The sequence below is a fragment of the Streptomyces sp. NPDC048331 genome, assembly GCF_043201215.1.
GTDB lineage: Bacteria > Actinomycetota > Actinomycetes > Streptomycetales > Streptomycetaceae > Streptomyces.
In genome coordinates, this window is sequence record NZ_JBICYT010000018.1 from 68,394 (window position 1) to 94,397 (window position 26,004).

Genomic DNA, 26,004 nt, shown 5'->3' on the forward strand with positions numbered 1-26,004 from the left:
GAGGAGAAGATCAGAGGGGGTAGGTGTGTTGGAGCCGTACAGCTCGGACATACGGGGTGCGGGGAGCACCAGGGGAATCGGGGTGGGGACCCGATGAACACCACACGATTAGAAGCACTGGCCCACGAGGACCGGTCGCTGCACGCCCTGGCCGAGCGGCTGCTCGCGCTGGCCGAGGCGGGGCTGCCGGCGATGTACCTGCCGGACGAGGAAACCTTCGTGTTCACCCGGGCCGGAGTCATCTCGCCCGAGGGGACACCTGTCCTGGAGCAGCGCGGAACGAGCATCCGGTACGCGGCGATCACCGCGCTGGGAGCCCGCTTCCTGCCCGAGGACCGGCAGCGCGCGCTCTTCGGCGGGCGCACCGCCGAGGAGTTCACGGGCCTGCTCGTGGAACGACTGCCCGGGGTGGTGAACCTCGGTGACGCGGCGCTCATCGCCTGGGCCGCCGCGGAGACCGGCCATCCCAAGCTGGCCGACGCCCTCGACCGGCTGGCCACGCTCGACGTACCCGGGCGACCGCGGTACACGGTCGAGGCGGCCTGGGTGCTCTCCGCGCTCACGGCCGCGCGCGCCGTGGTGGACGTGGAGGAGCGCCTCGCGGCGGCCCGCGTACGGCTGCTCGCGGCACGGGTCGGCGACAGCCCGCTCTTCCCGCACGCGACCGAGCCCGGGCTGGTCCCCGGCTACCGCTCCCACGTCGCCTGCTTCGCCGACCAGACCTATCCGCTGCAGGCACTGGCCCGGCTGCACGCGAGCGGCGACGACCCGCAGGCCCTCGCGGCCGCCGACGCCTGCGCCGCCCGCATCTGCGAGCTGCAGGGCGACGGCGGACAGTGGTGGTGGCACTACGACGCCCGCGCGGGCGGCGTGGTGGAGGGCTACCCGGTCTACAGCGTGCACCAGCACGCGATGGCCCCGACGGCACTGTTCGACCTGGCCGAGGCGGGCGGCACCGACTTCGGCGCGGCGATCCGCCGCGGGCTGCGCTGGATGACCGACGTGCCCGAACTCGCGGACCCCACCGGGAACCCGCGGGAGTCGATGATCCGCGAGGACTTCGGCGTCACCTGGCGCAAGGTCTACCGCGGCGACCCGAAGAAGGCCGTCCGGGCCGCCCGGGGGCTCACCACCCGGGTGGCACCGCACGCACGGCTCGCCCCGCTCGACCGGATCTTCCGACCCGGCGCCGTGGACCGCGAGTGCCGACCGTACGAGTTCGGCTGGATGCTCTTCGCCTGGCTCGGAGGGCCCCGGAGATGACACGACGACAGTCCCTCTTCGGCGTCCCGCTCGACCCGCTGACCATGGACGAGACCGTGCAACGCTGCCTGGACGCGGTGCGGCGCGGCGAACAGATCGAGATCGGCATGGTCAACGCGGCCAAGCTGGTCAACATGCGGCGCGACCCCCTCCTCGCCGAGGCGGTCGCCGGCTGCGACCTCGTCCTGGCCGACGGCCAGGCGGTGGTCTGGGCCGGCCGCGTGCTGGGCGTGCGACTGCCCGAACGCGTCGCCGGAATCGACCTGTTCATGCGACTGCTGGCCGCCGCGGAGGTGGCGGACATCCCCGTCTACCTGCTCGGGGCCCAGGAGGACGTCCTGGAGATGATGCTCGGGCAGATCTCCGAGCGCTTCCCGAAGCTCCGGGTGGCCGGCAGCCGTAACGGCTACTTCGGCGACGGTGACCAGGAGGACATCGCGGACGCCATCGCCGACAGCGAGGCGCGGCTGCTGTTCCTCGGCATGACCTCACCCAAGAAGGAGATCTTCACCGCCGGCTACGGCAAGCGCACGGGCGCACACGTCGTCCACGGCGTCGGCGGCTCCTTCGACATCCTCGCCGGCATCACCAAGCGGGCTCCCCTGGCCTGGCAGCGGATGGGACTCGAATGGTTCTACCGCACCCTCCAGGAGCCGCGCCGTCTCGGCAAGCGCTACCTCACCACCAACGCTGCCTTCCTCCTCATGACGGTCCGGGAACTCATCCACCGCACACCGTCCGCCCCTTCCGCGAACAGGAGTTACTGATGCGCGTCGTCGTCGTGGGACAGGGATACGTCGGACTTCCGCTGGCCATCAGGGCCGCCGAGGTCGGACACCAGGTGATCGGATACGACGTGGACACCCGGCGGGTCAAGAGCCTCGCCGCCGGTGAGTCCTACGTGGAGGACGTCTCCTCCGAACGGCTGGCCCGCGCGCTGGCGCGCGGCACCTACCGCCCCAGCGAACTGGCCCGGGACTGCGGCGGCTTCGACGTCGCCGTCGTCACCGTCCCGACACCCTTACAGGACGGAGCCCCCGACCTGCGCTACATCGAGGAGTCGGCGCACACCCTGGCCCGCTTCCTGCGCCCGGGTGCCACCGTCATCCTGGAGTCCACCACCTACCCGGGCACCACCGAGGAACTGTTCGCGCCCATCCTGGAGGACGGCTCCGGCCTCACCGCGGGCGAGGACTTCCACCTGGGCTACAGCCCCGAACGCATCGACCCGGGCAACACCGTCTGGGGCTTCCAGCAGACCCCCAAGGTGGTCTCCGGCGTCGACGCCCGCTCCCTGAAGGCCGTCGAGTCCTTCTACGGGGACCTCGTCGACACCACCGTGCCGGTGCGCTCCCCCAAGGAGGCCGAGCTGGCCAAACTGCTGGAGAACACCTTCCGCCACGTGAACATCGCCCTCGTCAACGAGATCGCGATGTTCGCCCGCCACCTGGACATCGACGTCTGGCAGGCCATCGAGGCGGCGTCCAGCAAGCCCTTCGGCTTCATGAAGTTCACCCCCGGCCCGGGCGTCGGAGGCCACTGCCTGCCGATCGACCCCTCGTACCTCAACTGGCGGGTGCAGCGCGAACTCGGCCAGAACTTCCGCTTCGTCGAACTCGCCAACGACATCAACAACCACATGCCCGAGTACGTGACGCGCCGCGTGATCGACGCGCTCAACGCCAAGCGCCGCTCCGTCAACGGGTCCAAGATCCTGCTGCTGGGACTCGCGTACAAGAAGAACACCGGCGACGCCCGCGAGTCGCCCGCCGTCCGCATCGCCCAACTGCTCCTCGACATGGGGGCCAAGGTCCGCGCGGCCGACCCCCACGTGGTCGAGAGCATCAAGGTCGACGCCCGCCTGGTGCGGGTCGAGCCGACCCGCAAGGAACTGGCGGCCGCCGACGTCGTGGTCCTGCTCACCGACCACGACTCCTTCGACTACCAGCAGGTCACCGAGCACGCCTCCTACGTCCTCGACTGCCGCAACCGGGTCTCCGGACCCACCGTGGAGGTGCTCTGACCCGTGACCAGGATCGTCGCCGTGGCCGGGGCCCGGCCCAACTACATGAAGATCAAACCGGTGATGGACGCACTGGAGCGCCGCGGCGCCGAGGTGATCCTCGTCCACACCGGGCAGCACTACGACGAGTCGATGAACGACGTGTTCTTCCGCGACCTCGGCATCCGCCCGCCCGACCGCTACCTGGGCGCCGGATCCGGCAGCCACGCCCAGCAGACCGGGCGGGTGATGGCCGCCTTCGAGCCGCTCGTCGAGGAACTCGCCCCGGACGCCGTGGTGGTGGTCGGTGACATCAACTCCACCCTGGCCTGCGCCCTGGTCACCGCGAAGGCCGGCCCCCTGCTGGCCCACGTGGAGGCCGGGCTGCGCAGTCGGGACTGGAGCATGCCCGAGGAGGTCAACCGGGTCGCCACCGACCGCCTCAGCGACTACCTGCTGGCCCCCTCGCCCGACGCCGCCGTGAACCTGCGGGCGGAGGGCTACCGGGAGGACCAGATCCACGTCGTCGGCAACGTCATGATCGACACACTGCTCGCCAACCTGGACCGGGCCAGGGAGTCGGACGTCCTGGACCGGTACGGGCTGACCCGGGGCGGCTACGGCCTGGTCACCCTGCACCGGCCGGCCAACGTGGACGACCCCGGGGCGCTGCGCGGCCTGCTGAAGGCGCTGGGCGAGATCGCCGACCGCTGCCCGCTGCTGCTGCCCGTGCACCCGCGGGCCGCCGAGCGGCTGTCCGAGCTGGGCGTGCCCGAAGGCATCCGGCTGGTCCCGGCCGCCGGATACCTCGACTTCATCGCCCTGCAGGACTCCGCCCGCGTGGTGCTCACCGACTCCGGGGGCATCCAGGAGGAGACCACCGCCCTGGGGGTGCCCTGCGTGACCCTGCGGGAGAACACCGAGCGCCCCATCACCGTGGAGGAGGGGACGAACGTGCTGGCGGGCACGGATCCGGAGCGCATCACGGCCACCGTGCACCGGGTCCTCGACGATCCGCCGGCGCCCCGCTGCCCCGCCCTCTGGGACGGCCGGGCGAGCGAGCGCATCGCCGCGGTCCTGCTCGACGGACCGCCCGCGCACACCAGGCCGCGCCCCACCGACCTCGTCCCGCGCGGGGCGGCCACCGAACAACAGCACGTGCTGTAAACGCAATTCGAGGGGGAAGACCATGGATCTCGCGGAGATCTGGCGGGTCATGCGCAGACGCTGGTACGTGCTGCTGCCTGGACTGCTGATCACGGCGGCGCTCACCGCCGCCGTGTACCTGCTGGTCCCGGTGGAGTACCGGTCGCAGAGCACGGTGACCCTGCTGAACTCGAAGAAGGCCACGGTGGCCTTCGACGGCAACCCCTTCCTGAGCACCCAGGCCTCGCTCACCGGGATGGCCGACGGCCTGGCCCGCAACCTCAACTCCGACGACGCCAAGAAGGACCTCAAGTCCCTCGGCGTCACCGGGGTGCACGAGGCGAAGATCGCCGACAACGCGCTCGGCCCCTACATGTGGCTGAGCGTCGTCGGGACCGACCAGGCCGCCGTGCTGAAGTCGGACGAGATCCTCACCACCTACGCGGAGAAGCGGCTGCTGGAGTTCCAGACCCAGCAGTCGGTGACCCCCGACGCCATGATCCGGATGGCCACGATCGTGCCTCCGCAGAAGCCGGAGGCCCAGACCAAGGCCAGGCTCCAGTTCCTGATCATGGCGGGCGCGCTGGGCTTCGTCCTCAGCCTGGTGGCCACCTTCTTCGTCGAGGCCCGGCGGCGCCGGGGGACCTCGCCCGGCAGGCACCGGCCCGCCCCCGGCGAAGGCGCCGAGAGCGGCGAGGGCGCCGATGCCGACGCCGGTGACCCGACGGCCACCCTGCGCATGACCGTCGCCCACCCGGCCGGCTCCGGCGCCGCCGGCTCCCGTACGGCCGGATCACCGTGACCGGCCCCGCGGCGGACACCGCGAGCGACACCACCCCGGCGGCGGCGCCTTCGCTGGGGCGCACGGTCGGCTCCGCGGCCAGGTGGAGCCTGATCAACACCGTGGTCATGCGTCTCGGCAACTTCGCGACCGGCATCGTCCTGGCCCGCTTCTTCCTGGGCCCCGAGGCCTGGGGCGTGTACGGGATCGCCCAGACCGTCCTGCTGGTCCTCCTCTCCGCGAACGAACTCGGCGTCTCGCTCGCGATCGTGCGCTGGGAGGGCGACCCCCGCCGCTTCGCCCCGACCGTCCTGACCCTCAGCGCCGCCTCCAGCTGCCTGCTGTACGCCGTACTGTTCGCGGTCGCCCCCGCGGTGGCGGGGGTGCTCGGCTCGCCCGAGGCCTCCGGCGTCCTCCGGGTGATGTGTCTGTGCGTGGTCCTCGACGGGCTCTCCCAGGTCCCCGCCGGCTTCCTCACCCGGGAGTTCGCGCAGGGCCGGCGGATGGCCGTCGACGGCCTCAACTTCGTCCTCAGCACCGCGGTCACCCTGCTGCTGGCCGTCCAGGGCTGGGGCGCCATGAGCTTCGCCTGGGGATCGGTGGTCGGCAACGTGGCCGCGCTCATCGGCTGCTGCCTCGCCGCACCCGGCACCCTGAAGTTCGGCTGGGACCCCGAACAGGCCCGAGCCCTCCTGAAGTTCGGGCTGCCGCTCGCCGGCGCCAGCATGCTCGCCCTCGGCGTGGTCAACGTGGACACCATGGTGGTGGGCTCGGCCCTGGACCCGCTGGCCCTCGGCTTCTACGTGCTCGCCTTCAACATCTCCGGCTGGCCCGTCCGCATCATCTCCGAGGCCGCCCGCCGCGTCTCCTTCGCGGGCTTCTCCCGGCTGGCCGACTCCCCACAGGCGCTGGCCGCCGGATTCGCCCGCGCGCTCGGCGTGGTGATGGCCGGCACCGTACCGATCTGCGTCCTGCTCGCCGCCCTCGCCGCCCCCGTCGTGGAACTGATCTACGGCGAACGATGGCTACCCGCCGCCCGGGCCCTGCCCTGGCTGATGGCGCTCGGCCTGGTCCGCATCGGCTGCGAACTCGCCTACGACTGCCTGGTTGCCATCGGCCACCGACGCTCGCTCATCGGCGTCCAGGGACTGTGGCTGATCATCCTGATCCCGGCCCTCGTGATCGGCGCCGACATCGGCGGGATCGTCGGAGTGGCCCAGGGGCACGTCCTCGTCGCCGGGATCGTCGTGGTCCCGGTGTTCCTCCTCGCCCTGCACCGCGGCGGCATCCGCCTGGGCACGGTCGCCCGGGCCTGCGCCTGGCCGCTGCTCGGCGGCGTGGTGATGGCCGCCGTACTCCTCCTCCTGGAGCGGTACCTGGGCAGCGGCGTCCTCGCGCTCCTGGCGACCGGAGCCGCCGGCACCCTCTGCTACGTCCTGTGCGTCCTGCCCGGCCGCGCCTTACTCAAAGGCTAGACAGCTGTGACCCAGCACCGAAGGCGCCTGACGGCGTGGCTGCTCGCGGGAGTGGTGCTCGCCGTCGTCCTCACCCTGTACCAGGCCGACCGCACCGCGGTGAGCGAGCACACGGCCGCCCCCGGCGCCACCGAGCCCGCCACCCCCTCCGGTACGGTCCCACCCCCGCCCACGGCGTCGGCCTCGCCGACCACCCCCGGCACACCCGCCCCGACCGCCTCGCCGTCGACGAGCGGATCGCCGCCCCCCACCCCCGCCTGCACCTCGCCCGGCACCTGCGGATTCCCCGACGCGAGCACCACCGGCCCACGGATCGAGCTGGAACGGCACGACACCGGGAACATGTCCGTCAAGCAGGACGGCACGGTCATCAAGGGCTGGGACATCCGCGGCTCCCTGGACATCTACGCCAACGACGTCACCGTCATCGACAGCAGGATCACCTCGACCAACTGGTGGGGGATCAACCTGCGGCCCGGATACAGCGGACTGAAGGTGCTGCACACCACGATCACCGCCGTCCCGGGCAAGGGCCCCGACAACGGAGGGGTCAACTACGCGGTCTCCAACATGGGCGGCAGCTCCATCGAGGTCGGCTGGTGCGACATCTCGGTGTTCGGCAACGCCCTGTCCATGGGACAGGGGGACCTGCACGACAACTACGTCCACGACATCGTCGCGTTCCGCAACCAGGGCGGCGAATGGCAGCACACCGACGCCGTCATCAGCGGGGGAGGCAACAAGGGACGGCTGACCATCCGCCGCAACACCCTGCTCAACTCCACGGCGGTGGACAAGGGCGCCACCGCGGCCGTCGGTCTCTTCGCCGACACCGGAGTGGTCTCCTCCGTGGTCGTCGACGGCAACTGGCTGGCCGGGGGAGCGTACGCCCTCTACGGCGGCGGCCCCGGCGCCACCGGCATCCAGGTCACGAACAACGTCTTCTCCACCCAGTACCACCCGGCCGCCGGGGCCTACGGCGCCGCCACCGCCTGGAACGCGTCCGGCGCCGGGAACGTGTGGAAGGGGAACCGCATGTCCGACGGCCGCCCCGTCGAACCCCCACCCGCCTCCTGACCACCGAGAGGACCGACAGGACATGATGCGCCGGATCGCGCGGGCCCCCTGGGGGCTGCTCAAGCGGATCTTCGGTTGGCTGGTGCTCTTCGAAGCCAGGAACAAGGTCCTGCTGGCCCCCTCCGCCCTGCGGCTACGCCGATTCGAGGACGCCGAGGCCCGCCGCCTCGCCGCCGACCTGGGCGAGCCCCCGGCCGCCCTGGTCGCCACCGTCATCCCCACCCACCGGCGCCCCGAGGCGCTACGGGCCGCGGTCCGCTCCGCCCTCGCCCAGACGGTCACCGACCAGGTGGTCATCGTCGTCGACGACGGCGCAGGCCTGCCCGAACTGCCGGCCGATCCACGGCTGTTCGCGGTCTCCCTGGCCCGCAACACGGCGACCGCGGGCGTCGTGCGCAACGTCGGGATCCGGCTGACCAGGTCGCGCTACGTGGCCTTCCTCGACGACGACAACCTCTGGGAGCCCGACCACCTGGAGCAGGCCCTGGCCACGCTGGAGGCACCCGACGGGCCCGACGCCGTCTACACCGCCCTGCGCAGGGTGCTGCCCGACGGCACCGACCGGGACGTCCTCTCGGTGCCCTTCGACCGCCGCCGCGCCGCCCACGAGGCCTTCCTGGACACCAACGCCTTCGTGGCGCGGCGCAACCGGTCCCTGTACTTCAGCCGGCTGCGCCGCACCCCCGAGGTGCTGCCCCGCGAGGACTGGGAACTGGTGCGCCGCTACGGCCGCCGCCACGAGGTCCGCCACCTGCCCCGGGCGACCGTCCGCTACCTGGTCAACCCGGACAGCTTCTGGACGAGTTGGCAGGAGGCGCCTCCCGGTCCGCCGGCTCCTCGTACGTGATGCCGTGCCGTCGGGCGATCCCGTTGAGCCGGGCCGGGTCCATCCGGCCGTCCACGGTGAGCCGCGGCCCGGCCTCGACCATGTCCTCCACGAAGCACTCCCAGCCGCCCGGCGAGGAGATCTGCAGCACCCGCGGCGGACCACCGGCACCGGGCCGCAGCGCGTGCGGTACACCGTGGGGGAGCAGGACGAACTGCCCGGCGGTCAGGGTGTGGGAGCGGTCCTCGATGTCGACGAGGAGTTCGCCGTCGAGCACGTACACGCTCTCGTCCGCGACATGGTGGGTGTGACGCGGGATCTCCCGCGCCAGCACCACTTCGAGGAGGGAGAAGCGCCCTTCGGTGTCCCCGGTGGCCGCCTTCACCGAGAAGGCGGGCGGCAGCGGGATCCGGCCCGGACGGGCCTCTCCCGCGTCGAGGAGGAAGAAACGTTCGTGCGACATGGGTGGGGTCCTTTCCTGGAAGGGTGGGGGACGGAGCCGGGCCTCCGGGCCTCAGCGGACCTGCCGCACGCCACGGCGCCAGACGGCGACGATCGCGCCGAGGGCCGAGATCTCCTGTGCCGGGTCGCCCTCCACGAGCAGGAGGTCCGCGCGCAGGCCCGGGGCGATCCGGCCCCGGTCGGCCAGACCGAAGTGATGGGCCGGCAGGGCGGTCGCCGCGGTCAGCGCCTCCTCCGGGCGCAGGCCGCCGTCCCGTACGAGCAGCTCCAGTTCACGGTGCAGGCCCGCGCCGTGGGCGGGCGCGAACGGGGTGGCGTCGGTGCCGGCGAGCAGCGGGACGCCCGCCTCGCGCAGCGCGCGGAGCGCGCCCCCGGCGGCCGGGTACCGGCCCGGGGGCACGCACGTCGCCGCGCCCGCCCCCTGGGCGTCGACCGCCTCGAAGTACGCCAGCGTGGACACCACGAACACGCCCTGGTCGCGGACCCGCCGGGCGAGGCGTTCGGACGCCGGGTCCCGCGGGGCGAGGTCGGCCCACACATGGGCGAGCCCGTCCACCCCCGCGTCGAGCGCGGTGACCACGTCGGCGGCGGTGACGGCGTGCGCGACGACCCGGAGCCCGGCCGTACGGGCGGCCGCGGTGAGGGCGCCCGCGACCGCCGGCGACATGACGGGGAGATCGGTGCCGTGCACGGTCCCGTCGTCGATGACGAGCTTGAGGAAGTCGCTGCCCTCGGCGAGCCGCGCCTTCACGAACTCCGGGGCCCGCTCCGGATCGGTCACGAAGTCGATCTCCGGTACGTCCTGCGGATCGAGCAGTGTGCCGGTCAGTGCGGCGATCAGCTGGGTCGGATGTCCGCCGGGCACGGTCGCGATCAGTCCGGCGCTGCGCAGATCGGCCACGTCGTCGCGCTCGGCCGCGAGCCGCCGGTGCCGGGCGAGCGGGCGCGGCAGACAGAACATGTCGATCTCGCTCGTGACCCCGTGGCGCAGCGCCTCGGCGAGACTGCCGTCGAAGACGTGGGTGTGCGCGTCGATCAGTCCCGGCACCAGGGTCCTGCCCCGGCCGTCGACCTCGACATCGGCGACCCCGCCGGCCTCGGTGTCCTCGGCGGAGTTCGGGGCGCGGACCGCCACGACGAGGCCGTCCTCCACGATCACGTCCCGGACACCGGCGGCACGACGGCCGTCGAAGACGCGGACGCCGTGGATCCGTGTACGCATGAAAGGTCCTCCTCCTGCGCGCCGGGGCGGCCCATCCACCCCGGACGCCACCACAGAGGGCGAACCCACCTCCGGCTGTGACATTGCGGCCGGCCGTCGTGACACGGCTCACACGCGGGCCGCCGCGTGTCACACTTCCGGCCCGGGCGACCTCTTCGGTCACGGCAGACAAGGAGGACGCATGACCGCCACGCCGCCGCCCCACCCGCTCGACTCCGCCACCGACCGCTTCCTCGGCCACCGCGAACTGCTCTTCTCGGTGGTCTACAACATGCTCGGCACCGTCGCCGACACCGAGGACACGCTCCAGGACGTGTGGTTGGCCTGGTCCGCCCGGCACCGCAAGCCTGACGCCGAGCCCGTCGAGAACGCCCGCGCGTACCTCGTCCGGATCGCGGTGAACCAGGCGCTCGCCCGACGGGCCGAACTGGGCCGCCGTCAGGAGAGTTACGTGGGGACCTGGCTGCCGGAGCCGCTGGCGGTCGCCGAGGACCGGGCCGCCGACGGGGTCGAGCGGGCCGAGGCGCTGTCCATGGCGCTGCTCGTCGTACTGGAGACGCTGTCCCCGCTGGAACGCGCCGTGTTCGTGCTGCACGAGGTGTTCGGATTCACGCACCCGGAGATCGCCCGGATCCTGGACCGCTCGCCGACGGCCGTCCGCCAACTCGCGACCCGGGCCCGCCGCCACGTCCACGCCCGCCGACCCCGCCACCGGCCCGAGGCCGACCTGCACGCCCGGGTCACCGAGCGCTTCGCCGAGGCCGCGCTCGGCGGAGACCTGCGCACGCTCCTCGAACTCCTCGCGCCCGACGTCACGCTCTGGACGGACGGCGGGGGCAAGGGCCCTGCCGTCAGCCTCCACCCCGTGCACGGCCGCGACCGCGTCGCCGCCGTGTTCATGGCCGTGGCGCGCGCCCTGCCGGCGGCGGGTCTCGAACTCCGCCACCGCCGGGTGGCGGGCGACCCCGGAGCGCTCGTCTTCGCCGACGGCGGTCCGCTCGCCGTCGTCGTGGTGGACCTGTCCCCCGAGGGGGACCGGATCACCGGCGTCTACTCGGTCACCAACCCCGACAAGCTCACCGGAATCCGCCCGTCCACGCTTTAGGGGGTGTCACGGCCCGGGCGTGGCCCGGAGCGCCGACGGGTCGGCCAGGGCCTTCGCGGCGGCCAGGCTGGCCGGGCGGCCGAGCAGCGCGCGGGAGGTCTCGCGCAACAGTACGGCCGCCCGGAACGCGGCGGTCGCCGCCGCCCCGTGCCGACGCCCGTAGAGCCGGACCCGGTTGAGCGTCAACAGGGTCCACAGCCGCGGCGACACCTGCGAGTCCCCGCCCAGATGGGTGGCCGTGGCCGCGGGCTCCAGCCGGGTGACGAAGCCGAGGTCGCGGGCCCGCAGGCAGTACTCGGTCTCCTCCGAGTACAGGAAGAAGGACTCGTCCCAGGGCCCGCAGGCCTCCAGGCACTCCCCGGACAGCGCCATCAGCGCCCCCGTCGCCCAGTCCGCGACCGTCGCCCGCTCGTACGCGGCCGGGTCGGTGACCATCTCGCTCCAGCGCGGGAACCGCCCGGCCCGGCGATTGCCCAGCACCGCCTCGCCGAGCGCCCGGGTGACCCGCGACTCGCGGCGCAGCGAGAGCAGCAGCGTCCGGCCGTCCTCCTCGTACAGCAGGGGGACGCTGATCCCGACCCGGCCGCCCCCCGGCGCTGCGGTGCCCAGCGCGTCCACGAGCACCTTGGCGCAGCCCTGCCTCATCCGGACGTCCGGATTGCAGACCAGGGCCGCGCGGAAACCGCCCTCCCACGCGGCGGCGGCCCCCAGGGCGGCGTTCACCCCGGCCGCGTAACCGGCGTTGCGGCCGGTCTGGACGACGGTGGCCTCCGGGGCCAGGGACCGGATCAGCTCCACGGTGCCGTCGGCCGAATCGTTGTCGGCGACGACCAGGCGCCAGTCGAGCCCGGCCATGCCCTCGGGCAGCGAGGCCAGGAACTCCGGGAGCACGGCGGCACTGTTCCAGGTGACGACGAGGACCGCTACGGGGCCGGCACCCGGCTCCGATCGGCGAGCTGCTGCTGACGGGTCGAACTGCATGGGGACTCCACGGTTGCGGGCTCCGGCGCCGTACGCCGGATGAACCCGAGGTAGCTGCCTCCGGCGGCGATCGTCAGGAAGAACACCCCGGCGAACATCGGGAAGCTGAGGGCGTCGAAGGTGGCGGCGATGACGAGGGAGACCAGGGCGGAGGCGAAGAAGGCCTGCCCCAGCTCCCGGTCGGACTCGGTGCGGGCCAGCCGGCGGATGGCGCCGCCCTGGTGGATCCCGGTGAACAGGAGGACCAGGAGCGCCAGCAGCCCCACGAGGCCCATCTCCGCCAGGGTGAGCATGTACTGGTTGTCGGTGAAGAAGAACAGCTCGGGCAGGAAGGTCCCGAAACCCCGCCCGAACAAGGGCCGTTCGTCGAGATAGGGGACGATCGCGCTGTACTTGACGGTACGGGCCTGCGTGCTGCTGTCGGAGTTCGACACGAACGAGGCGAACAGCGCCGTGATGGTGCCGATCAACCCAGGGATGATCACCTTGAAGCAGGCCACCGAACCCATCAGCAACCCGATCGCGGCCCACCGCCGCTCCGGCTTCCAGCGCAACACCATCACCAGGACCACGATGAGCGCCCCGATGATGGAGGTCCGCGACACCGTCAGCGGCAGCGCGCCCCCCATCAGAGCCACCGGCGCCCAGCGGCGCCAGGCGCGCAGGTGCCGCCGTACCGGATCGAAGGCCTGCTGCACGGCGAAGGGCAGCAGGATCGCGAGCATCCCTCCGAACTCCAGGGGCTGCGCCGTCGTGGCCCGCGGCCGGGTGAAGGAACCCCGGTCCAGGGTGGTGATCTGGGCGACGCTCGACTGCAGGCCCGGGATGCTGATGCTGTCGGCGACGTTCGTCGCCGTGAAGAAGTCGTAGAAGCCGATGGCGGCCACCACCGACCCCATCACCACGGCCCGGCGCAACAGCACGTCCAGGCGCTCGCGATCCTGGATCCCCGCGGAGACCAGCACCACCAGGGACACCCAGACGAGCAGCCCGATCAGCCCGCGGTCCGCCGCCAGGACCTCCTTGTGCGAACTGCCGCGCATCGCGTTCGCGAGGTAGGAGCCCAGTACGGAGAACGCCAGCAGGCACATCACCACCCGCGGCAGCCGGGTACCGGGAGCCGGCCGGATCCGGCCGGTGATCCAGGCCGCCAGGTACCAGAACAGGCACAGCAGCGCGAACACGTTGGCCGGGGTCCCCACCCCACCCATCCCCGGCAGGGTCAGGTTGGAGGGGATGAAGAAGGCCAGCGCCAGGTAGCAGCTCAGCAGGGCGGTCGCGTCCAACTGGCGCCCCCACGGCTTACGGCGCCCGCGTCCCCGGGCCGGGGCGGCCTCGGCCGCGCGCCTGCGCCGCAGCGCCGCCGACAGGCTGTCCGTCAGGAAGGAGAGGACGAAGGCGGCGGTCGTGCCCAGGATGACGACGCCCAGCACCTGCTGGTAGCGGCTCTTCATCTGCGGCACCGGGGTCTGCGGCAGCACCACGGGAGCCGTCTGCACCATGTACGCGGGCTTGACCTCGGCCGCCGCCTGGAGCGCGTTGAGCGTCTCCCCGGCGAAGGCCGTCAGCTTGTTGGTCTCCTCCAGCACGTTCGCCCGGTCGGTCCCCGTGACGGTCAGCGTGAGCATCGGCCCCGAGGTGTTCGCGGCGAACCCGACCGTGTAGGGATCGGTCACCCCGATGCCCTGAAGGTCCCGCGCCGCGTCCGTCCCCGACAGCGTCCTGATCAGCACGTCCGCGGTGACCACCAGCGAACCGCCGGCGTTCGCGATGGGATTGCCGAAGGCGGGGGCCAGTTCGGCCACCGCCGTGGAGTCGAGCAGTGCCACCGAGCTCTGCGACTGGTAGGCCACCGGCACCGAACGGTACAGGTGCGCCCCCGCGAGCAGACTGATCAGCGTCAGCGGCACCATCACGTACCAGCGGCGCCGGAGCACCGCGAGGATCTCACCGATGCTCATGAACACCCCCCGAGGGAACCGCAATTGATGGCGGACCTACCCGTGTCCTGGAAGGATCGGTCACAACGGAAGGAATCCCTGTGTCGCCTGGTGAGTTGATCCGTGCGCTGCGTCGGCGCTGGTACGTCCTGATCGTGGCGGCGGTGCTCGCGGCCGCCGGAGCCGTGCAAGTGCTGCACCCCACCCAGACGTACCTGAGCACGGCGATCGTCGTGCTCAAGCCGCCGGTCACGGACAACCAACCCAACCAACTGGCCAATCTGCAACCGCCGCTCGCCGCCGTCTCCTACGCCGCCGTGCAGCAGTTGGACTCGCCCGAGGGGGCCGAGGAACTGCGCGCCGCCGGAGTGCGCGGCACCTACCGGATGATCCCGCGGAACAGCGGGACCAGCGTCACCCCGCGCTACCTGATCCCCTCGCTCCAGATCCAGGCGGAGCAGGCCGAGCCGGCCGCCGCCGACACGGCCGTACGGAAGATCATCGAGATCTACACGAAGCACCTGACGGACATGCAGACGCAGCAGGGCGTCCCCGACTCCGCCCGGATGAGCGTGACCCTGCTGGTGCCGCCCACCTCGGTGGCGCAGACCGGCAACAAGAGCCGGGGCCTGGCCGGTGCGGCCCTGCTGGGCGGGGTCGGAGGCGTGGTGGTGGCCCTGTGGACCGATCGGCTCCTGACGCGCCGGAGCCGGCGCCGGCAGCGGCACGAGGCCGCCACCGACGCCGGTCCGGTGGTCCGGGCCGAGGAGCCCGAGCGGGCCGCCCTCGCCGGGGCGGCCCGCTGAACACGACGTTCGCGTCATCAAATCCCTCGACGCTTCCACGACCGCCACCACAGCCACTCACGCCCCCGGTCGGCCACGGCCGAGAGCACGAGCGGCTGGAGGTACGGCATGGTGCGCGCCCCGATGCGCCGACGCCTGAGCAGCGCCCGGTACTCGCCCAGCTTCGTGTACTCCCCGGGCAGGCACTCGGCGGCGAACTCCACGAGTTCGTCGACCGGTACCACCGCCGTGCGACCCCGGTCGTACGCCCGGTAGGCGCGCCGCAGCGCGTATCGGGCGAGGCGGGTGCGCGCCGACAGTGCCAGCCGGTCGGACCCCGGCAGCAGCCCACCGCACTTGGCGAGCACCGAGTCGAAGGCGACGAGGCGCTGGCGCAGGTCGTCGAGCTGCCCGCCGAAGTCCGTGGTGGACATGTTGTCACCGTGGACCCGGTAGAAGGCCTGGTCGGCCCCCTGGACGTAGCCCACGTCGGCGTGCGCCGCCAGCCGCATCCACATCTCGATGTCGCCGGCGTGCGGCAGCTGCGGATCGTAGCCCCCGACCTTGCGCTGGAGACTGGTGCGGACCACCACCTCGGGTGAGGTGATGCACCCGGTGCCCTCCCGGAACCGCCGGTCCAACCACCACCGTCCGGGGTAGACGACCGACCCGGTGCTGCGGGTACGGGCCGCGGGCAGCGGTCCGCCGTGCTGGAAGCGCAGCGGCCTGCCGTACGCGAAACCCGCCTCCGGATGCGCGTCGAGCAGGGCCGCGGCGCGCACCAGGGCCCCGGGGACCAGCCGGTCGTCCGCCGACAGCAGGGCCACGTAGTCCCCGTCGGCCCACTCCAGCAGGCCCTCGTTGTAGGTGGCGATGTGGCCCTTGTTGGTCTCGTGGACCCGTACCTCGATCCGCGGGTCGGTGGCCGCCAGTGCGCGGGCGACCTCCGCGGAGTCGTCGGGCGAGGCGTCGTCGATGATCAGTACCCGTACGTCGACGCCCTCCTGCTCGTCCAGCACGCTCTTGACGCAGTCCGCCAGGAAGTGGCCGTACTTGTAGCAGGGGATCACCACGCTGACCGTGCTCACTGCCCGCTCACCTCCGTGGACAGCCCCTCCTGCAGGGTGGGCGGCGCGGTCGTGGTGAAGATCGGGCCGACCCAGTAGTTCACCGAGCCGAAGGTGTTCGTCGGGAAGGCCGGGGACGCCCCGTACTTGTAGAGCCCGTTGGCGCTGCCTGCCGTGTCGGCCGGTGCCACCAGCGGATAGGAACGGTGCGCGCCGGTGAAGTAGCCGCCGTCCACCGAGTAGTTGCCGTTCGGTGCGTGGTACGAGGCCACGTACGTGGTGCCCGCCGTGATCTGCACCGGTGTGGCGAACTGCAGTTGCTGCCAGCCGGTCAGGGTCTCGCTGCCGAAGGTGCCGGTGGCGAGCAGGGTGCCGGAGGCGGACCACAGGCTGCCGGTGTGCGTACCGGTGTTGCCGGGGCCCTTGTAGAAGGTGACACCGGTGATGTAGCCGTTCACCGCTGACTGGAACCGGGTGCCCAGTTCCACGGAGTTGGTGTCAGACCCCACGTTGGCGGTGCTCGGCGTCGTGGTGCCGTTCCACAGGGTGCACGGGCAGTTCACGATCGGCGGGCTCGCGCTCGTGGTGAAGTTCCACGTGACCGGCGCGGCCATCGCGTTGCCCCACAGGTCGGAGGCCTGGACGGACGCCGTGTAGGTCGAGTTCAGCGCCAGTTCGGAGGACGGGGTGAAGGTCGCGCTGTTGGACGCGCCCAGCACCTTGGTGCCCGGGACGGTGGCGCCGCCGGAGTCCTTCACGGAGAACACCAGCGTGTCCAGGTCGACGGCGTTGCTGAAGGTGGCCGACATGGCCGCCGTGATCTGGGTGCCGGTCGCCGCGGACTGCGGTGAGGTGGCGGTGACGGTGGGCGGGGTGGTGCTGGCGGTCGCGGTGTCCAGGACCGCGTCCACCCAGTAGTTGCTGCCGGACGCGGCGGTGGACGGGAACCCGCCCGTGCCGCTGTAGCGGTAGACGCCGTTGCCGCCGTCGGTCCCGCTCTTCAGCGCGGTGAGCGGGGCCAGGCCCGCGTCGCTCGCGGCGAAGGTGTTGTCGAAGGAGTAGCCGCCGTTCGGGGCGAAGTAGGAAGCGACGTAGGTGGTGTTCGCCTTGACCGGGACCGGCGTGGCGAAGTTCAGCTGCTGCCAGCCGGAGGCCGTCTCGTTGGTGAAGGTGCCGGTGGCCAGCCGCTGGCCGGTGCTGCTCCAGAGGCTGCCGGTGTGGGTGCCGGTGTTGGCGGGGGACTTGTAGAAGCGGACGCCGGTGATCGAACCGGGCACCGAGGACCGGATCTTCACGCCGAGCTCGACGGCGCTGCCGTCACCGGCGTTGACGGTGCCGGGTACGGCCGCGGCGGGCCACACGGTGCAGGGACACTGCTGGGGCCCCACCGTCAGCGGCACCGTGGTGGTGGCGCCGATGTTGACGCTGTCGTCCACGGCGCGCACCTTGATCTGCGCGGCGCCCGGGACGGTCGGGGTCCACTTGTAGCTCCAGGACCCGAGGCCCGTGGTCGCCTTCCAGGTGGTGCCGCCGTCGGTGGACACCTCCACCCGGGCGACCACACCGCCACCGGTGTCGGCGGACGTGCCCGTGATGGTCACGGGTCGCAGCGCCGGTACGGTGGCGTTCGCCGCCGGGCTGGTCACCGTCACGCCGGGGCCCACGGTGTCCGTGGAAGCGGTCGAGGCGACCAGATCGCTCTGCAGGGACCTGGGCTGGACGCCCATGTCGGCGAAGATGTTCACCGTGGCCTGCTGCATCCGCTTGTCCGCGGTGACCACCGTGTCGTCGGGGTTACCGGTCGGCATGTTGGTCAGGCCCCAGGACCACTGGACCGTGCCCGCGCCGAACACCAGCGCGTGCGAGGTCTGGTCGCGGAAGGCCACCAGGCTGTGCGTCGCGGTGCCGTTGCCGTAGGTGTTGCCGTAGTCCTTGAGCAGCTTGCCGTCCTCGATGTCCACCGTGGTGGAGGACATCGTGATCTGCCCGGCGGGCCTGCTGGCGTTCTCCACGTCGCTGTCCCACTCGTAGCCGAGCGTGCCGGTGGGGAACGTGGCGGTCTGCGACGGGGTGAGGTTCGCGACCGTGGTGTTGCGCCACAGCCGCTGCTTGGCGAAGGTGCCGGGCACGGTGATCGCGTCGCTGCGGTAGCCGTTGACGCTGAACATCGAGCCGGTCAGCTGGTTCTGCGGCTGGAAGGGCCGGCCGTTCGTGGCACTGGCCGGGTCCATGAAGGTGCCCGTCCAGATGCCGCTCGGGTCGGGGATGCCGTTCGGCTGCGGGAAGGACAGCTTGGTCTCCTTGTACGAGACCAGCGTCCGGTTGGCGGTGTTGGCGCCGTCGATGCTCGGCGCCAGACGGGTCTTCCAGAAGACCTCGTTGCCGCTGAAGTACGTCTGGTGGACCCCGGCCTTGCGCGCGTTCAGCGCGTTCGTGAACTGCTCCTGGGTCCAGTACTCGTCGTGCCCGGAGGACAGGAAGACCTTGTGGTTGCGCAGCAGGGTCCCGCCGCGCACCGACATGTCGATCCCGGACATGTAGCTCACGTCGTAGCCGTTGCGCTCCAGCCAGGCGACCATCTGGAACTCGGAACCGTAGATCCCGTTGTCCCCGCCGATGTCCATCGGCCGGTTGTAGCTGACCTCGTACGCCCGCCCGTCCGGGGCGGGGCCGCCGCCGTCGTACAGGTCCTGGCCGCCGTAGTTGTTGTACGCCTGCCAGGTCTCGTCACTGGTCTGCACGACGATGTCGGAGTGGCTGGAGTCGTTGCGGACGACGAACGGGTACGGCATCACGCCGTTGCCGTCCGCCTGGTCGAAGTTGACGACGTAGAGCCCGGAGACGGCGTCGGCCGGAACGGTCCACGTCGCGGTGACGGGCCAGTTCCCGCAGTCGACCAGGCCGGTGGCGGCCTTCTTGGCGCAGTTCGCCGGGTTGCCGCCCGGCGCGAAGTTCGCCGGGTACGTCTGGGCCGCCTGGGCAGGGGTCGACATCAGGCGCGCCCCGCTGCCGCCGTAGTGGCCGAGGCGGTAGACCGAGACCTTGTACGACGTAGGCGACTGGATCTTGAACTGCACGGTCTCGCCGGCCTGGACGCTCGTCTGGGCCGGGAAACCCTTGATGTCGCCGTAGGCGCTGGGTGCGAACCACTCCTCCATCGGCGTGCCGGGCTTGGAGTTCTCGCACACGATGGCGTTCGTGGTGGGACCGCAAGGATCGACCGCACCGGCCACCGCCGCCGGCGGCAGGACCGTGGCCATCAAGGCCGCGATCACGGTGAAGAGACCGTAACGGAGCAACCTTGTCCGTCTGTTCATCTGGACCTCATTGTTTGCGTGAGCGCGCGGGGTCAGCGCAGGGCGTTGCGGAGCGTTTCCGCGACCCGCTGCTGCTGGGCAGCGGTGATCTGCGGGAAGAGGGGGAGCGAGAGCATCCGGTCCGCCGCCTGTTCGGCGTGCGGGAAGTCGCCGCGGTCGTGGCCGAGCTGGGCGAAGGCCGGGGTCAGGTGGACCGGCGCCGGGTAGTGCACGCCGGCGCCGATGCCCTCCGCGTTGAGCTTCCCGACGACGGCGTCGCGGTCCGCTCCGGCCACCCGGACCACGTACAGGTGCCAGACGTGGACGTTGCCCTCGGCCGTGACCGGCAGGGTGACCCGCCCGGCGGCGGCGAGGTCGCCCAGCAGCTCGTCGTAGCGGGCGGTGGCGGCCCGGCGGGCCGCGTTCCCCTCGGCCAGCCGGGCCAGTTTCGCCCGCAGCACCACGGCCTGCAGACCGTCGAGGCGGCTGTTGAACCCGGCCACGTCGTGGCGGTACTTGGCGATGCCGCCGTGGTTCGCGAGGGCCCGGACCAGGTCCGCCTTCTCCTCGTCGTCGGTCACCACCGCGCCCGCGTCGCCGTACGCCCCCAGGTTCTTGCCCGGGTAGAAGCTGGTCGCGGCGATGCCCCCGCTGCCGGGCGTGCGGCCGTCGCGCGACGCGCCCTGGCTCTGCGCGGCGTCCTCGACGATCCGCACCCGCTCCGGGAGCCCCGCCGCCAGCGCCCCGGTGTCCGCGCACTGCCCGTAGAGGTGGACGGGGACCACCGCGCGGGTGGCCGGTCCTACGGCCTCCAGGGCGGCCCGCGGATCCATCAGCAGGGTGTCGGGCAGGCAGTCCACCAGCACCGGCCGGGCGCCGATGCGGGCGACGGCGCCCGCGGTGGCGATGAAGGTGTTCGCGGGCAGCACCACCTCGTCGCCGACGCCCACCCCGCTCGCGCGCAGGGCCAGTTCGAGGGCGTCGGTGCCGTTGGCGACCCCCACACAGTGCCCGACCCCGGCGAAGTCGGCGTACTCGCGCTCGAACGCGCGGACCTCCGCACCGCCGATGAAAGCGGTGTCGGCGAGCACACGGTCGAAGCCTGCCCGTAATTCCTCGGCGACCTCGGCGTGCGCCGCCTTCAGGTCGACGAGCGGTATCTGGTTCATACGACTGTGCTCCCCATCCGTGTCTCCGGCCACCGGCCGGCCGTCTCCTCGCCATCGGCCCGCAGCTCGTCGAGCGCCGGGCCACCCGCCGCGCGCAGCCGGCGGGCGGGGCTTCCGGCCCACACCTCACCGGGCGGCACATCGGCCAGGACCGTGCTTCCCATACCGGTCAGCGACCAGGCGCCGACCGATGTGCCCTCGCGCACCAGCGCTCCCGCGCCCACGTACGCTCCGCGCCCCAACCGCACCCCGCCGCCGAGACGGACGCCGGAGGCGAGCGTGGCGAAGTCCCCGACCCGGTCGTCGTGGGTGAGCACCACGTGCGGCATCACCGCGACGTGGGACCCGAGCCGGACGGCGGCCGTCAGCACGCAGTGCGCGAGCAGGACCGAGCCCGCGCCGAGCAGCGAGGACCCCGAGACCACCGCCGTGGGGTGGACCACCGTCGCGTAACGGCTCCCGGGCAGCCCGAGGCGTCGCACCAGGCGGGCCCGTACGGCGTAGTCGCGCGGACTGCCCACGCAGACCACCACCCGGGCCGCCGGCAGCTCGTGCACCAGGTGGCCGCCGCCCAGCACCGGCACCCCGTCGACCTCCCGGCCGTGCAGGCCCGGATCGTCGTCGAGGTGCCCGAGCAGCCGCCACCGCGGAGCCCGGCCGTACGCGGCCGCCGCGGCGGCCGCGTCCCGTACCGCCTGGGCGGTCTCGCGGGCGAACCCGCCCGCGCCGACGATCAGCAGATCCTCGGTCCGCGGCGGCGGGCCGCTCATCCGCCCGCCTGTTCGCGCAGCACCGCCACCACACGGTCCTGCTGCTCCCGCGTCATCGTGTGGAACAGCGGCAGGATCAGGGAGTCGCGGCTGATCCGCGCGGTCACCGGCAGCGGCGCCGCGTCGTGGCCGGCGTACGCGGGCTCCAGGTGCGAGGCCATGATCCCGCGCCGGGCCGAGATTCCCGCCTCGGAGAGCGCCGCGAGCAGTGCGTCCCTGCCGACGGGGAAGTCCTCGGCCGGCAGCACCCAGTACGACTGGAAGTTGCCCTGGCCGTGACCGGGGTCGCGGACCGGGCGCAGCCCCGGGACCTGGCTCAGCAGCTCGGTGTACCGGGCCGCGAGCGAACGCCGCCGGGCCACGATCTCGTCCAGCTTGCCGAGCTGCACCAGACCGACCGCGGCCTGGATGTCGGTCATCCGGTAGTTGTAGCCGACCTCCAGGTAGCTCTCGACGACCGGCTTGTTGCTCGCGTGGCGCTGCGCGGCGGACACGTTCATGCCGTGCTCGCGCAGCCGGCGCAGCCGCTCCGCCCACCGCGCGTCGTCCGTGGTGAGCATGCCGCCCTCGCCGGTGGTGATCACCTTGCGGGGGTGGAAGGACCAGGCGGCGAGCAGTGCGCCGTGGCCCACCGACTTGCCGCCCACCGTCGCGCCGATGCCGCAGGCGGCGTCCTCCACCAGGGCCACGTCCCAGTCGGCGCACACCGCGCGCAGCGCGTGCACGTCCGCGGGCACCCCGCCCTGGTGGACGGCGATCACGGCCTTGGTCCGCGGCGTGCGCACCGCGTCCACGGTGGCCGGGGTGAGGTTGCCGGTGGCCTCCTCGACGTCCGCGAACACCGGCCGGGCGCCCACGTACCGCACCGCGTTGGCCGTGGCGATGAAGGACAGCGAGGGGACGATCACCTCGTCACCGGGACCGAGGTCCAGCGCGATCAGGGCCAGGTGCAGGGCGGTGGTGCAGGAGCTCACCGCGATGCCGTGCTCGGCGCCCACCCGCTCGGCGAAGGCCCGCTCGAACTCGGCGACCCGCGGGCCCTGGGCCACCCAGCCGGAGAGCACCGCGTCGGCGGCGGCCTTCGCCTCCTCCTCGCCCAGCCACGGCACCATCACCGGGATCCGGGCGGGAGCGGTGTCCGGGGCGGTGACCGGAGCGGCGTCCGGCGCGCTCATCGGCCCGCCTCCGTGGCCGGCGCCGCCGCGTCGGCGGCGCGCTCGGCCCGCCACCATCGCACCAGGTCCCGAAGGCCGGTGCGCAGGTCGATCTCGGCGGTGAAGCCGAGCCGCTCCGCGGCCCGCGAGGTGTCCGCGAGGCGCCGCGTGACGCCGTTCACCGCACGGGCCGGCCCGTGCTCGGGCACCATGCCCTCGGCCCCCATCGCCTCCAGCAAGCCGTTCGCGAGCTGGAGCAGGCTGGTCTCGGTGCCGCTCGCGACGTTGAACACCTCGTCGGTCAGGTCCGACTCGGCGGCCAGCAGGTTGGCGCGCGCGATGTCCCGGACGTCGACGAAGTCCATGGTCTGCAGGCCGTCGCCGAGGATCAGCGGCGGCTCGCCCGAGGCGATCCGCTCCATCCAGCGGATCAGCACCTCGGTGTAGAGGCCGTGGATGTCCATCCGGGGGCCGTACACGTTGAAGTAGCGCAGGGCCACGTAGTCCAGCCCGTACATGGAGTGGAAGCTGCGCAGCACCCCCTCGTTGAAGGCCTTCGCCGCACCGTAGAAGGTGTCGTTGTGGTACGGGTGGTGGCGTTCGGTGGTCGGGAACTGTTCGGCCAGGCCGTAGACCGAGGCCGAGGACGAGGCGATCACCTTGCCGACCCCGGCGGCCGCGGCCGCCTCCAGCACGTTGAACGTGCCGTCCACCATGACCTCGTTCGCCAGCCGCGGGTCCTCCGCGCACTGGGTGATCCGGATGGCGGCGAGATGGAACACCAGCTCGGCGCCCTCGGTCACCTTCCGTACCGTGGCCACGTCGCGGATGTCGCCCTCGACGACCTGGACCACCCCGCTCGGCAGGGCGCGGGCCAGGTTCGCGGTCCGTCCCCGCACGAAGTTGTCGAGCACGACGACCTCGCGTGCGCCGTTGTCCACCAGCAGGTCCACCAGGTGCGAGCCGATCGTGCCCGACCCTCCGGTGACCAGAATCCTCTTGCCTCGTACGCTGCTCAACGTCCTGCCCCCCACTGAATGTTCGGTCGTGGTCTTGCGAGTGATCGGAGCGCGGAGGGTCAACGCCCGGTGCGCAGTCCGACGACCGCTCCGCGGAACTCCAGGCTCCGGGAGGCGGCTTCCAGGATGTCCAGCACCTTCAGTCCCGCCCGGCCGTCCGTCAGCGGCGGCCGTCCGGTCCTGATGGACGCGGCGAACTCCTCGACCATGCTGCGCAGGGCCTCCTTCTCACCGATCGCGGGCGCCACCATGTCGCCGGTCCGGTAGGAGACGAGCATGTCCCGGCGCTCGTCGACACCGATCTCCTGCGGGGCGCTCAGGTCCACCCCGCGGTCGAACACCGCGACGCGCTGCGTGGGGTTGAGGTCGTCCCACACCAGGGTGCGCTTGGACCCGCCGACCATGGTGGTGCGCACCTTGGTCGGGGAGAGCCAGTTGACGTGCACATGGGCGATGGCGCCGGTGCTCAGCTGGAGCGTCAGATAGGCCACGCAGGACTGGCCGGCCCCGATGGGATCGGCTCCGTGCGCGGCGACGGCGACCGGCTGCACGTGGTCCGGGAGGATGAAGTCCAGGACGGACAGGTCGTGGGGAGCCAGGTCCCACAGGACGTCGATGTCCTTCTGGACGAGGCCCAGGTTGATCCGTACCGAGTCCACGTAGTGGATCTCGCCGAGTTCGCCCGAGCGGACCATCTCGCGGATCCGGCCCACCGCGGGGGTGTAGCAGTAGGTGTGGTCGCACATCAGCGTGAGACCGCGCTCCTCGGCCTCGTTCACCAGCCGCAGCCCGTCCTCGTACGTGGCTGCCAGGGGCTTCTCCACGAGCACGTGCTTTCCGGCGCGCAGCGCGGCCAGCGCCACGTCGAGATGCGTGCCCGCCGGCGTGGCCACCGCGACCGCGTCGACCTCCGGGTCGGCGAGGACCGCCTCGTAGTCACCGGTGGCCTGGACCGTGGAGTACGCGCCGAGCACCTGCCGGGCCCGGTCCACGTTCAGATCGCAGAGCCAACGCAACCGGAACCGGTCGCTGGACTGGAAGTTGCGGACGAGATTGGGGCCCCAGTAGCCCGCGCCGACCACGGCGACACCTAAGGGGGCGGACCCCTTGCCGGTGGCCCCCGTGTCCTGACCCGCGCCCTGCCCCGCGTCCTTCGCGGTGTCCTTCACGGCGTTTCCCTTCCTTCCGCGCACGCCGGACGGCGTGTCGCCCACTCATGGCCGGGACGCGTGTGAGGGAGGGAAATGCCGTCGACGGCAGCCCGGACGCCTACGCGTCCCGTGCGTGACCTGCTCAACGGTGATGGCCCCCCACAACCGATGCCCTACGTGATCCGCGTGCTTCGCCCCCCGGCCCGACCGCCTGTTCCCCACAAGCAGCCGAACCCGTACCGCCTACCCCTTCGCCCGATGCCGGACACCGGCGTCGCCGAAGCGTGCCGAATCCGGTCGGCGCCGCTCAATCTAGTCCACCGGGCGTACCCCCGGGCAGAGTTGACGTAATCGCCTGGCGCGGGTGTTCGACCGTGCATACTGCCCGGGTGACCAGCATCGTGATACCGGCCCACAACGAAGGCCGGGTCATCGGCCGGCTCCTCGACGCGCTCCTGGCCGACACCTCGGTGTCCGGGGCCGACATCGTCGTGGTGTGCAACGGCTGTACGGACGACACCGCCCGCGTGGCGGGCGCGCGCGGCGACCGCGTACGCGTGGTCGAGATCCCGACTCCCTCCAAACATGCGGCACTTCGGGTCGGGGACGAGCACGCGCGGGGCTTCCCCCGGCTCTACGTGGACGCCGACGTCGTGGTCGGGGCCGCCGACGTACGGGCCCTGGTGGGCGTCCTCGACCGGAACCCGGAGCTGCTCGCCGCCGCTCCCGGCCGGGACATCCCGCTCGACGGCTGTGCCTGGCCGGTGCGGGCGTACTACCGGGTGTGGCAGCGGCTCCCCGCCGTCCGCGAGGGGCTGTTCGGCCGAGGGGTCATCGCCGTGACCGAGGCGGGGCACGCACGACTCGCCGCGCTGCCCCCGCTGATGGCCGACGACCTGGCCGCGTCCCTCGCCTTCGGGCCGGGGGAGCGGCGGGTGGTCGAGGGGGCCCGGGTGGTCGTCCGTCCGCCGCGCACCTGGTCCGACCTGATCAGACGGCGGGTCCGGGCGGCGACCTCCTCGGCCGAGTTCGAGCGCTTCCAGGCGGCGCGGCGGGCCGAGGCGGCCGAGGCGCCGCAAACGGCGTCCGCGCACGTGTCGGAGCAGACCGCGCGCACCGGCACGGCCGATCTGCGCGCCCTGTTGCGGACCCGGCCGGCGCTGCTGCCGGGGGTGGTGGTGTTCGTGGTGGCCGCGCTCGCCGCCCGCCGGGGCTCCCGCAAGGCCATCCGCGACCAGGACTTCTCCACCTGGCTCCGGGACGAGAGCAGCCGGCAGGGCTGACCTCCGCCAACGCCCTGGGGCGAACGGCCA

At 72.2% G+C, this 26,004-nt stretch carries 22 protein-coding genes; 11 read left to right on the forward strand and 11 right to left on the reverse strand.

What is annotated here, in order from left to right; genetic code table 11:
* Window positions 1-93 precede the first annotated feature (93 nt).
* The 8 genes from ACGFYY_RS24625 to ACGFYY_RS24660 are packed head-to-tail and all read left to right on the forward strand — an operon-like array spanning window position 94 to window position 8,591.
* Entirely contained in the window at window positions 94-1,263 is a 1,170-nt protein-coding gene (locus ACGFYY_RS24625) for a hypothetical protein (RefSeq protein ID WP_393712394.1), read from the forward strand.
* Window positions 1,260-2,030, forward strand: a complete 771-nt coding sequence (locus tag ACGFYY_RS24630) for a WecB/TagA/CpsF family glycosyltransferase (RefSeq protein ID WP_393712396.1) — start codon at window positions 1,260-1,262, stop codon at window positions 2,028-2,030. Before ACGFYY_RS24625 ends, ACGFYY_RS24630 begins: the two co-directional genes overlap by 4 nt.
* Window positions 2,030-3,286 (forward strand): nucleotide sugar dehydrogenase, encoded by a 1,257-nt coding sequence (locus ACGFYY_RS24635; protein ID WP_365273576.1) that lies wholly within the window; start codon window positions 2,030-2,032, stop codon window positions 3,284-3,286. The genes ACGFYY_RS24630 and ACGFYY_RS24635 overlap by 1 nt, the downstream gene beginning before the upstream one ends.
* A gap of 3 nt (window positions 3,287-3,289) precedes the next feature.
* Window positions 3,290-4,432, forward strand: a complete 1,143-nt coding sequence (gene wecB, locus ACGFYY_RS24640) for a non-hydrolyzing UDP-N-acetylglucosamine 2-epimerase (RefSeq protein WP_393712398.1) — start codon at window positions 3,290-3,292, stop codon at window positions 4,430-4,432.
* Window positions 4,433-4,454: 22 nt separating this feature from the next.
* The gene (locus ACGFYY_RS24645; protein ID WP_365273571.1) at window positions 4,455-5,213 is read left to right on the forward strand and encodes a chain length determinant protein; all 759 of its coding nucleotides are present in this window, start codon (window positions 4,455-4,457) and stop codon (window positions 5,211-5,213) included.
* Entirely contained in the window at window positions 5,210-6,667 is a 1,458-nt protein-coding gene (locus ACGFYY_RS24650) for an oligosaccharide flippase family protein (RefSeq protein WP_393712401.1), read from the forward strand. The genes ACGFYY_RS24645 and ACGFYY_RS24650 overlap by 4 nt, the downstream gene beginning before the upstream one ends.
* Before the next feature lie 6 nt (window positions 6,668-6,673).
* Window positions 6,674-7,744, forward strand: coding sequence for a hypothetical protein (locus tag ACGFYY_RS24655; RefSeq protein WP_393712403.1), 1,071 nt, complete (start codon window positions 6,674-6,676; stop codon window positions 7,742-7,744).
* Window positions 7,745-7,766: 22 nt separating this feature from the next.
* On the forward strand, window positions 7,767-8,591 hold the full coding sequence (locus ACGFYY_RS24660; protein ID WP_393712405.1) for a glycosyltransferase family 2 protein: 825 nt from the start codon (window positions 7,767-7,769) through the stop codon (window positions 8,589-8,591).
* Here the strand turns inward: ACGFYY_RS24660 and ACGFYY_RS24665 are convergent.
* On the reverse strand, window positions 8,524-9,033 hold the full coding sequence (locus ACGFYY_RS24665) for a cupin domain-containing protein (protein ID WP_393712407.1): 510 nt from the start codon (window positions 9,031-9,033) through the stop codon (window positions 8,524-8,526). The two genes, ACGFYY_RS24660 and ACGFYY_RS24665, sit on opposite strands and share 68 nt — an antisense overlap.
* Before the next feature lie 51 nt (window positions 9,034-9,084).
* Window positions 9,085-10,254: an amidohydrolase family protein gene (locus ACGFYY_RS24670; protein ID WP_393712409.1), complete on the reverse strand. Its 1,170-nt coding sequence runs from the start codon at window positions 10,252-10,254 to the stop codon at window positions 9,085-9,087.
* Between the two features lie 181 nt (window positions 10,255-10,435).
* On the opposite strand from ACGFYY_RS24670, the gene sigJ reads away from it, so the two are divergent.
* Window positions 10,436-11,359 carry an RNA polymerase sigma factor SigJ gene (gene sigJ / locus ACGFYY_RS24675; protein WP_393712411.1) on the forward strand — a complete coding sequence of 308 codons (924 nt, stop codon included), beginning with the start codon at window positions 10,436-10,438 and terminating at the stop codon, window positions 11,357-11,359.
* Between the two features lie 6 nt (window positions 11,360-11,365).
* Here the strand turns inward: sigJ and ACGFYY_RS24680 are convergent, their stop codons facing one another.
* Complete coding sequence (locus ACGFYY_RS24680) at window positions 11,366-12,340, reverse strand: glycosyltransferase (RefSeq protein WP_393712414.1); 975 nt, start codon at window positions 12,338-12,340, stop codon at window positions 11,366-11,368.
* Window positions 12,283-14,301, reverse strand: a complete 2,019-nt coding sequence (locus ACGFYY_RS24685; RefSeq protein WP_365273550.1) for an O-antigen ligase family protein — start codon at window positions 14,299-14,301, stop codon at window positions 12,283-12,285. Before ACGFYY_RS24685 ends, ACGFYY_RS24680 begins: the two co-directional genes overlap by 58 nt.
* An 80-nt stretch (window positions 14,302-14,381) precedes the next feature.
* Here ACGFYY_RS24685 and ACGFYY_RS24690 point away from each other — a divergent pair, with 80 nt between their 5' ends.
* Window positions 14,382-15,086: a Wzz/FepE/Etk N-terminal domain-containing protein gene (locus ACGFYY_RS24690; protein ID WP_393712416.1), complete on the forward strand. Its 705-nt coding sequence runs from the start codon at window positions 14,382-14,384 to the stop codon at window positions 15,084-15,086.
* Window positions 15,087-15,103: 17 nt separating this feature from the next.
* Here the strand turns inward: ACGFYY_RS24690 and ACGFYY_RS24695 are convergent, their stop codons facing one another.
* From ACGFYY_RS24695 to ACGFYY_RS24725, 7 genes are read right to left on the reverse strand one after another with little or no spacing between them, the layout of a single operon-like run.
* Window positions 15,104-16,153: a glycosyltransferase gene (locus ACGFYY_RS24695; RefSeq protein ID WP_365273545.1), complete on the reverse strand. Its 1,050-nt coding sequence runs from the start codon at window positions 16,151-16,153 to the stop codon at window positions 15,104-15,106.
* Window positions 16,150-19,449 carry a DUF4082 domain-containing protein gene (locus ACGFYY_RS24700; protein WP_393712419.1) on the reverse strand — a complete coding sequence of 1,100 codons (3,300 nt, stop codon included), beginning with the start codon at window positions 19,447-19,449 and terminating at the stop codon, window positions 16,150-16,152. Before ACGFYY_RS24700 ends, ACGFYY_RS24695 begins: the two co-directional genes overlap by 4 nt.
* Before the next feature lie 32 nt (window positions 19,450-19,481).
* Window positions 19,482-20,597, reverse strand: a complete 1,116-nt coding sequence (locus ACGFYY_RS24705; RefSeq protein WP_393712421.1) for a DegT/DnrJ/EryC1/StrS family aminotransferase — start codon at window positions 20,595-20,597, stop codon at window positions 19,482-19,484.
* Window positions 20,594-21,367, reverse strand: coding sequence for a NeuD/PglB/VioB family sugar acetyltransferase (locus tag ACGFYY_RS24710; RefSeq protein WP_393712423.1), 774 nt, complete (start codon window positions 21,365-21,367; stop codon window positions 20,594-20,596). The genes ACGFYY_RS24705 and ACGFYY_RS24710 overlap by 4 nt, the downstream gene beginning before the upstream one ends.
* A complete protein-coding gene (locus tag ACGFYY_RS24715; RefSeq protein WP_393712425.1) occupies window positions 21,364-22,542 on the reverse strand; it encodes a DegT/DnrJ/EryC1/StrS family aminotransferase in 1,179 nt (392 codons plus the stop codon). Before ACGFYY_RS24715 ends, ACGFYY_RS24710 begins: the two co-directional genes overlap by 4 nt.
* On the reverse strand, window positions 22,539-23,540 hold the full coding sequence (locus ACGFYY_RS24720) for an NAD-dependent epimerase/dehydratase family protein (RefSeq protein ID WP_393712427.1): 1,002 nt from the start codon (window positions 23,538-23,540) through the stop codon (window positions 22,539-22,541). Before ACGFYY_RS24720 ends, ACGFYY_RS24715 begins: the two co-directional genes overlap by 4 nt.
* Before the next feature lie 59 nt (window positions 23,541-23,599).
* Window positions 23,600-24,709: a Gfo/Idh/MocA family protein gene (locus tag ACGFYY_RS24725; protein ID WP_393712429.1), complete on the reverse strand. Its 1,110-nt coding sequence runs from the start codon at window positions 24,707-24,709 to the stop codon at window positions 23,600-23,602.
* Between the two features lie 371 nt (window positions 24,710-25,080).
* On the opposite strand from ACGFYY_RS24725, the gene ACGFYY_RS24730 reads away from it, so the two are divergent.
* Window positions 25,081-25,974: a glycosyltransferase gene (locus ACGFYY_RS24730; RefSeq protein WP_393712431.1), complete on the forward strand. Its 894-nt coding sequence runs from the start codon at window positions 25,081-25,083 to the stop codon at window positions 25,972-25,974.
* The last annotated feature ends 30 nt before the right edge of the window (window positions 25,975-26,004 follow it).